Consider the following 6,668-nt stretch of genomic DNA (forward strand, 5'->3'; position numbering starts at 1 on the left):
TGACGCCACGCCGTGCAGCGCCGAGCCCGCTCCCCACCAGGTTGGAAAGGGCTCAATGCATGACGAGACGGTCAGGATCCGGCTGCAACGGTTCCTCTCCGACGAGCGCATCGCCACGCACTTCGAGCGGAAGCTAATCCTGCTCGGCGGAGAGGTCGTCGAGGACCTAGATGCCGAGGCGGCCCCGAGCCGCCGCCTCGTCATTGCGGGGTCGTGATGCTGCGGCCTCAGGCGTACATATAGCTGTGGGTGAAGTAGCCGGCTGATACGACAAGCCGGCCGCAGGCGACGCAGTCGCCCACCCGGCCCTCGTCGGCGAGCTCGATCATGTTGGTCACGCCGATGACGGCGTCGCGCATAGTCCGCGTGTCATGGATCTGGCGGTTGACCGCCGTGGCGACGATGTCGAGTGCAGACGGCGTTCGTCCGCACGCGCACTTCTCGTGCCCGACCGCGGGGACGATGCTGAATCGGTCGATCGAGCGCAGAGACAGACCGAGGAGTCCCTCGATGTAGCGCAGCTCGTCGGACGGGGTGTCGATGACGCCGTCCTGGGCGTAGAAGGCCGTCTTCGCTGAGGTCATCTCCTTGTCGGACACGAGGGCCTTTCGGGAGAAGCCGCGTCCGCGTAGGTCGGCCTTCAGCTTCCCGATCGTCGTGTCGTCCTCGAGGGTCGTCATCGTCGCTCTCCTCCGTCGCACCCGGTGTTCTCGATGCAGGAGGCCGGCCAAGATCCTGGTGATACGGAGGCAGCTATCGACGATGGCCCCGCCCATCGAGAATTCGACCGAGAAGGCCGAGTGAGGTCCGCTCTTGTGGCCGCCCCGTGTGTCGGCGGACGATGCCCAGGTGAGCTACGCGGACATGACGATGACGCTGGAGGAGCTCTCAGAGTGGCTGAGCGTCCCCTCCGCTGACGTGGCCTACACCGTGTCGGAGGTCTACGCGCTGGACCTGCACGACGACGCGGTGCCCGTCGCCTTGTGCGGCGACCTCCGGAGCTACTTCGGGGAGAGGTCGCTTACCCGACAGTCTCCCCGCTAACGGCTAGTTCCCCCACCGACTCCGAGCGGTGAGCCAGCGAACCTCCTGCGGACGCAGTGAGGCGGGGGCGGCCGCAGTCCCGATCGCCCTCAGCGCGTCGTCCCGGGTCTGGGCATACCCCTCCGACGCCTCACCCGAGTCCGGCACGTAGCGCCAGTGCCACCCGCAACCCTCGGTCCACTCGATCGAGCCACGGTCGCTCGTGTCAGCCTCGCTCACCCAGTCAGTCTTTCGGAAATTCGAAAGGACGGCAACCTAGCGTCCGCCCTGTGCCGGATGAACTCGATGCCTTGGCGCGGTTGCTCACCGCGCCGGTCGGGGACATGTCCGACGACGATCTCCGCTCCGCCGTCCAACAGTCGGAGCGGATCCGGGACGCGAGCCGGCGACGGACTGGGCGTCTGCTCGCAGAGATGCACTCCCGCGGCATGTCATGGCCCGCCATCGCGAGAACTACCGGGATCCGGCAGACGACGGCGTACGACTGGGCGAGGATTTACCTCAACGAGGACTGAGTCAGGACGCTGGCAGTCAAGGGGTCAGGGGTCCGAATCCCCTGAGCTCCGGGCAACTGCGCTCATTCACAACCCCGACACTCGTCGTCAGCTCAGCGAGAGATCCTGAGTCTCGGAACGCTCTCTGCCGTCTTCGTGCCAGCTCATGGTCAACTTGATCGAACGCGAGTCACCGGCCGACGGGAAGATCCGCCATGAGAAGTCGGCCTGCGGGATGATCGTGGGTGTCTCGTCGGCCAAAGTGCTGGGTGCGTCGCCCTCGCCCAGCGGAGCAGCACTGAGCTCGACCTCTGACGCGGTCGCAGTGCCGATGTTCTGCACGACGATCCGTTCGCGTCGAGTCCGGTACTTCGTCTTCCCGCGGTTGTCGATGTAGGACTCTCGCTCGTAGTCGTACCGTGCCCGCAGCACTGCACCAGTTGTCGGCTTGCGTCGCGTGATCGGCCCGAGTTCGAGGATGGCGAGGTCGCTCTCGATGGCTTGACGAACCTTGAACACCAGGTCATCCGGACTGGCGTATGTGCCGAGTAGGCCGAGAGGCTCCACCGTCTCCTTGAACTCGCGAAGCGCTGCAACTTGGGTGAGGTCAGCGTTGCGGGGGATTGGCTCGTCGGAGAACCAGACGTGGACGGGCTTACCTGCCTCGTGGGCACGCTGGATTTCCTCTGCCGTGCCGGAGACGGCTTCGCCCGTGGCCATGCCGAGCCTGCTGTCGAAGAGCGCGATGACGATGTCCGACTCATCGACGAGCTGCTCGTTGATGATGCTCTGGGCCCGGCCACCGAGCCGGGGGACTGCGTGGGTCTCCCAACGCCGGGGCAGGAGTACCACCTGCTCGCGTTGTGCTCGGTCAGCGTTCCAGCCGTGGAGAGCGCGCTCGGCTGCGTCGCGTTCTTCGACGGTGTCGCCGGGGGAAGCGATCAGGACCAGCAGCGCATGCGCATCGAATGCCACGATCGGCACCGTAGCGGCGGGTACCGACAAGTTCGGTCAGGGGCTCAGTCGGACACCCCGCGCCCTTAGCAGCCGCTTCACCGTGCTCAGGCCGCGACCGCTGTACTCGGCCAACTTTGGCGCGGTCGTCCCGGCCCGGTAGCGGTGGATGAGTGTCTGTACATCGGCTTCGCCAAGGCGTTCAGCGAGTGATGGCTGCTGTTTGCGCTGGTAGCGCGGCTGGGCGACGTGTGTCGACGTGGAGGGCGTCGACTCCTTCGCCCACCGGTCGGCCATGGCCAGGAGTCGCTTGGTCGGGAACGAGATGCTCGCAAACGCGGCCCGCAGGTCCACCAAAGATCGTTATGCGCACCCTTACCGTCGTCATCGCTGTCCGGATGGCGACGGTTTCGTTTGCATCTGTATCTGTTGATCCCGATGTCCGGGACTTGGCCTGCGGGGCCGGTTGGGGCGAGCGCTCCGACGCTCGCACGATCACCCGTCGTGTTCGGCGTTCACCTGCGCGGTGACGACGACCCGGAGGTTCGATCTGCCAGACCCTGATAGGCAATGGAGTTATCCACAGTCCGATTTCGGTGGTCGACACACCGCCAGGAGGGCGGGGAGGCTCCGAGGATGACGGTCTTCCGCCTGCTTCTCGGAGTGATCGCGGCTGCCGGGGTGCTGATCGCCTTGATGACAGCGTTCCCGACCGAGCCGTTCACCTCGACGTTGAGGTCGTTGGGCTGCTCGGGCGTCAGCTACCAGGTCGCCGAGCACAGGAACGGTCTCGTCCTGGCGGTGTCGACGACGAAGTGCTCAGAGCTGCTCACGCCGGAACGCGTCGCGCGGGCGGTGTGGACGGTGTCGCCCTACGACGTGGACTTCGTCAGCACGACGTTCTGGCGGGGCGGACATACGGTCGATGTCGTCCTCAGCGCTGCTGAGCTCAGGGCCTCGACGGGCGTTGACCTCGCGAGCCTGCCGCGGCCGGAGAAGCGTGTCAGCGCCGGGAGCGCGATCGGGGAGACCGCTGCCCGAGTCGTGCCCGTGCTGGCCCTCGGTGCGGCGGGGTGTGCCCTGCTTGCATGCCGACGTCTTATTCGCGGCGTCATCCGTGCCGGAATCGTGCTCAACGTTCGACGCTGACGTGGACGTGATCGAAGTGCCCCCCAGTGGCATCGGTGGGGTCGTAGATGCCGCCCCCGGTGTAGGGGACACCCCAGGCTCCGTCCCGGTCGTTCGTGCTCGGGTCCCAGTAGCGGCCTTGCCAGATGAGGTACTTGATCTGTAGCGGAGCAGCATTGGCGCGCAGCCAGTTGGCGATCTGCCAGCCGTGGGCAAGGTCGTCACCGGCGGGAAAGGTGCCTGCTCGGGTGGGGAAGAGGTCGCAGGCTCGGCCCTTCGGGTGGTCGCTGCTCGGGTTCTGCAGGTGCGGATCCCAGCAGGTCGCGCTGAGGAGAACGCCGCCGGGAGGACCGAAAGTGGCAAAGACGGAGTCGAGGACGTGGTGCGTCGCGGGCGTCAGGCAGCCCCGGGTGGTCGGGTCGTCCACGGTGCAGCCCCCGCCCGCGCCGGTGAAGGGGGCTGCCGCGGCGAGCCCGTCGATGTCAGCGTCTCCGGCGGCCCCGGCCAGGTCGAAGGCAGTTCCGCCGAGCAGCGCCAGGAGCAGGGCCACCCCCAGGGCAACGGCGAGCGCCGCCGCGGTGATGGCGCCTGCGCCGACGGCGACGAGCCGCATCCGTCAGGCTCGCGAGTACGGCGCTGTCGGCAGCGGCGGCAGCGGGAGATGCGGCCCGTGACGATCGGCCCGGGCGTCGTGGGAACAGTCGATGAACGGTCCGTCGGCGGCGAGCAGGACCCGGAGGCAGGGGTCGAGATGGTCGCGGATCCAGATCGACATGGAGGTCCCGGGCAGCGCGACGTGGTCCTGCCAGGCACGACGGAGCGCTTCAAAGCGGAACACGGCCTCGGGGTGGTCCCACCACAGCGGGCACCAGTAGAGCTGGCCGCGCAGCGGTCGGGCGATGATCGATGCGACGTGGCGGTGGACCCAGCGCACGAGTCGCTCGGGGTCGAGCGTGGCGGCGGGCATGTCGTCCTCGTCCGGGCCGCCGCGATCCAGGAGCGAGTCGGTGAGCTGCGTCTGAAGGTCCTGCCAGGACTCGAGGGCGGCGACTCGGGCTGCCAGGTCGTCGTCGGTCATCGTGATTCTCCGGTGTCGTATCGGGGGCCGAGTGCCTCGCGTGCGCTGGCGCGGAGCTCGGCGAGGGCTGTGTCGGCGTAAGTGCGGATGTCGGCGGCGTGGTCTTCGCGGTACCAGGGGAGGAGGCGGGCGACGCCGGTGCGCCGCCCGGAGGTGAGCAGGACGGCACGCGTTCGGTCGAGCGCCCGGAGGGCGTCGGGCGGCATGATCGGCTGTCGGGTCGTGCTGGTCTGCCAGGTCCTGGAGCCGCGGCTGACCGAGACGGACTGCTTGTCGACGTCGTGGTCGCCGATCAGCCCCGACAGGCGTTGGAGGAAGGCGTGGTCGTCCACCCCGGCGCCGACGAGCTTGACGGTGGCCGCGGACCACAGCGCGTCCATTCCCTGCGCTCCCCAGACGCCGACACCCTGCTGGTAGCTCTGCAGCATCGTGAGGACCTGGATGCCGCGGGAGCCGTAGTGGCTGTAGAGCTTGGGCAGCTCCTGGATGGGACAGATGTTGGCGGCCTCGTCGAGGACGGCGACGACGGGTGGGTCGAGTCGTCCGCCGGAGGCTTGCGCGTGGGACTCGGCGACGTCGAGGATGCGGTCGACGAGCGCCGCGACGACCGGCGCCGCGGTTCCTGCTCCCTCCTTGGACATCAGATGTGCAGTGACAGGACGCTCCGCGGACTCGAGAACGAGCTGCCAGGGGTCGAGCTCCTCCTGCAGCCCGCCGTCGCCCGCGCGCCAGGTGTGCGGCGGGGTGATCCAACGGAGGGTGCGTTCCGAGGCGAGGGACTTCGTCGCGGTGCGGGCGGTCTGGAAGATGCCTTTGGCGGTGACGTCGGCGCCGTTGAGTGCGGCCTCGAGTTCGGCGGCCTCTCCGGTGGCGCCGATCCGGTCGAGCGCGACGAGCGCGTCGCGTCGACCCTGTTGAAGCCATAGCGACACCTCGCGCATGGTGGCGTCGGAGAGTGCGGCGGCGAGCAGGGTGCCGACGAGGACCTGTTCACCTGCAGCGTGGAAGAACGGGTCTCGTCGCTGCCCGCCGATGGTGGCCATGAAGTGGCCGGCCAACCGCGCTGCGGCTTCGTAGCGGTGGTCGGCTGGGGCGTCGCGGACGGCCCGGAGCGGGTCCCACCACCAGGCCTGTGGGGCGAACGCGATCTGCTGCGGGTCGAACGTCCACACCGGGCCGACTTCTCGCCGAGGGCCGCTGGTCAGCGCCCACAGGTCGGACTTGTTGGAGGTCGCGATGGCGAGTCCGGGGGCGCTGAGGACGGCGGGGACGGCGACCGCACTCGTCTTGTTGGAACGGGGGCCCATGATGACGAGTGCGACGTCCTCCCACGACATCCAGATCTCGCGGCCGTCGAGCAGGCCGAGGCGGATCCCGCGGTCGGCGGCGGAGAGTTCGCGTCGTTTGGGCATCCCTCGGAGCGAGCGAGCGCGCTTCTCCTGCTCGTCTCCCGCGAGGTCGCCGAGCCCGGCTCGGTCGAGCATGGGTGCAGGTCGAAGCCGCTGGATCAGGCGTCGGAGCAGCAGGATCGCAGCGATCACGACTGCGGAGAGCAGTCCGACCGAGCAGGCGAGAACGAGCGCGAACGAGTCGGTCGTGGGAGGCGTCTCGGTGAGCAGGCGGGGTGACCACGGTGGCGGCGACCAGGCTCCGTTGTCGATGAGACCCGCGACGGCGAGAGCGAGCCACACGACGGTGACCGCCGCCGCGCCGAGGGCGATCGTGGCGAGCAGGGCCAGCGGGGCGAGGGCCTCGCGGAGGGTGTGGCGGGTCATGGTGAGGTCCGGAAGGCGGTGTCGGTGTCGTAGAGGGCGCGCTCTGTCTCGGTGAGGGTGAGCCCGACCGGCAGCCCCATCCGTTCCCCGGACTTGATCAGGTACTTGCCGCGGCCGGGGTGGACGTGGCCGGAGTGAACCGTCCTGGGTCTGCGTGAGGCTGACGTTCAGGCCACCGCACCCTGTTGGGCGATG

9 protein-coding genes are annotated in these 6,668 nt (G+C 68.4%); 4 read left to right on the forward strand and 5 right to left on the reverse strand.

The window, feature by feature from the left end; genetic code table 11:
- Nucleotides 1-217, forward strand: a 217-nt coding sequence (locus ABD993_RS36380) for a hypothetical protein (RefSeq protein ID WP_345428934.1), incomplete at its 5' end; no start/stop codon positions are given.
- A 10-nt stretch (nucleotides 218-227) separates the two neighbouring features.
- On the opposite strand, the gene ABD993_RS36385 is transcribed toward ABD993_RS36380, so the two are convergent.
- Nucleotides 228-680, reverse strand: a complete 453-nt coding sequence (locus ABD993_RS36385; RefSeq protein ID WP_345428936.1) for a hypothetical protein — start codon at nucleotides 678-680, stop codon at nucleotides 228-230.
- Nucleotides 681-849: 169 nt separating this feature from the next.
- Between ABD993_RS36385 and ABD993_RS36390 the strand changes: the two genes are divergently transcribed.
- Nucleotides 850-1,044: a hypothetical protein gene (locus ABD993_RS36390; RefSeq protein ID WP_345428938.1), complete on the forward strand. Its 195-nt coding sequence runs from the start codon at nucleotides 850-852 to the stop codon at nucleotides 1,042-1,044.
- A gap of 269 nt (nucleotides 1,045-1,313) precedes the next feature.
- On the forward strand, nucleotides 1,314-1,559 hold the full coding sequence (locus ABD993_RS36395; protein ID WP_345428940.1) for a hypothetical protein: 246 nt from the start codon (nucleotides 1,314-1,316) through the stop codon (nucleotides 1,557-1,559).
- Nucleotides 1,560-1,646: 87 nt separating this feature from the next.
- Here ABD993_RS36395 and ABD993_RS36400 read toward each other — a convergent pair whose 3' ends face one another.
- Nucleotides 1,647-2,513 (reverse strand): hypothetical protein, encoded by an 867-nt coding sequence (locus tag ABD993_RS36400; protein ID WP_345428942.1) that lies wholly within the window; start codon nucleotides 2,511-2,513, stop codon nucleotides 1,647-1,649.
- Nucleotides 2,514-3,128: 615 nt separating this feature from the next.
- On the opposite strand from ABD993_RS36400, the gene ABD993_RS36405 reads away from it, so the two are divergent.
- A complete protein-coding gene (locus tag ABD993_RS36405; protein ID WP_345428944.1) occupies nucleotides 3,129-3,641 on the forward strand; it encodes a hypothetical protein in 513 nt (170 codons plus the stop codon).
- Here ABD993_RS36405 and ABD993_RS36410 read toward each other — a convergent pair.
- From ABD993_RS36410 to ABD993_RS36420, 3 genes are read right to left on the reverse strand one after another with little or no spacing between them, the layout of a single operon-like run.
- On the reverse strand, nucleotides 3,625-4,233 hold the full coding sequence (locus ABD993_RS36410) for a VldE C-terminal domain-containing protein (RefSeq protein ID WP_345428946.1): 609 nt from the start codon (nucleotides 4,231-4,233) through the stop codon (nucleotides 3,625-3,627). The genes ABD993_RS36405 and ABD993_RS36410 overlap by 17 nt on opposite strands.
- Before the next feature lie 3 nt (nucleotides 4,234-4,236).
- Nucleotides 4,237-4,698 carry a DUF4913 domain-containing protein gene (locus ABD993_RS36415; RefSeq protein WP_345428948.1) on the reverse strand — a complete coding sequence of 154 codons (462 nt, stop codon included), beginning with the start codon at nucleotides 4,696-4,698 and terminating at the stop codon, nucleotides 4,237-4,239.
- Entirely contained in the window at nucleotides 4,695-6,473 is a 1,779-nt protein-coding gene (locus ABD993_RS36420; RefSeq protein WP_345428950.1) for a type IV secretory system conjugative DNA transfer family protein, read from the reverse strand. The genes ABD993_RS36415 and ABD993_RS36420 overlap by 4 nt, the downstream gene beginning before the upstream one ends.
- Nucleotides 6,474-6,668 lie beyond the last annotated feature (195 nt).

Origin of the sequence: Pseudonocardia xishanensis (assembly GCF_039541715.1) — a bacterium.
Lineage (GTDB): Bacteria > Actinomycetota > Actinomycetes > Mycobacteriales > Pseudonocardiaceae > Pseudonocardia > Pseudonocardia xishanensis.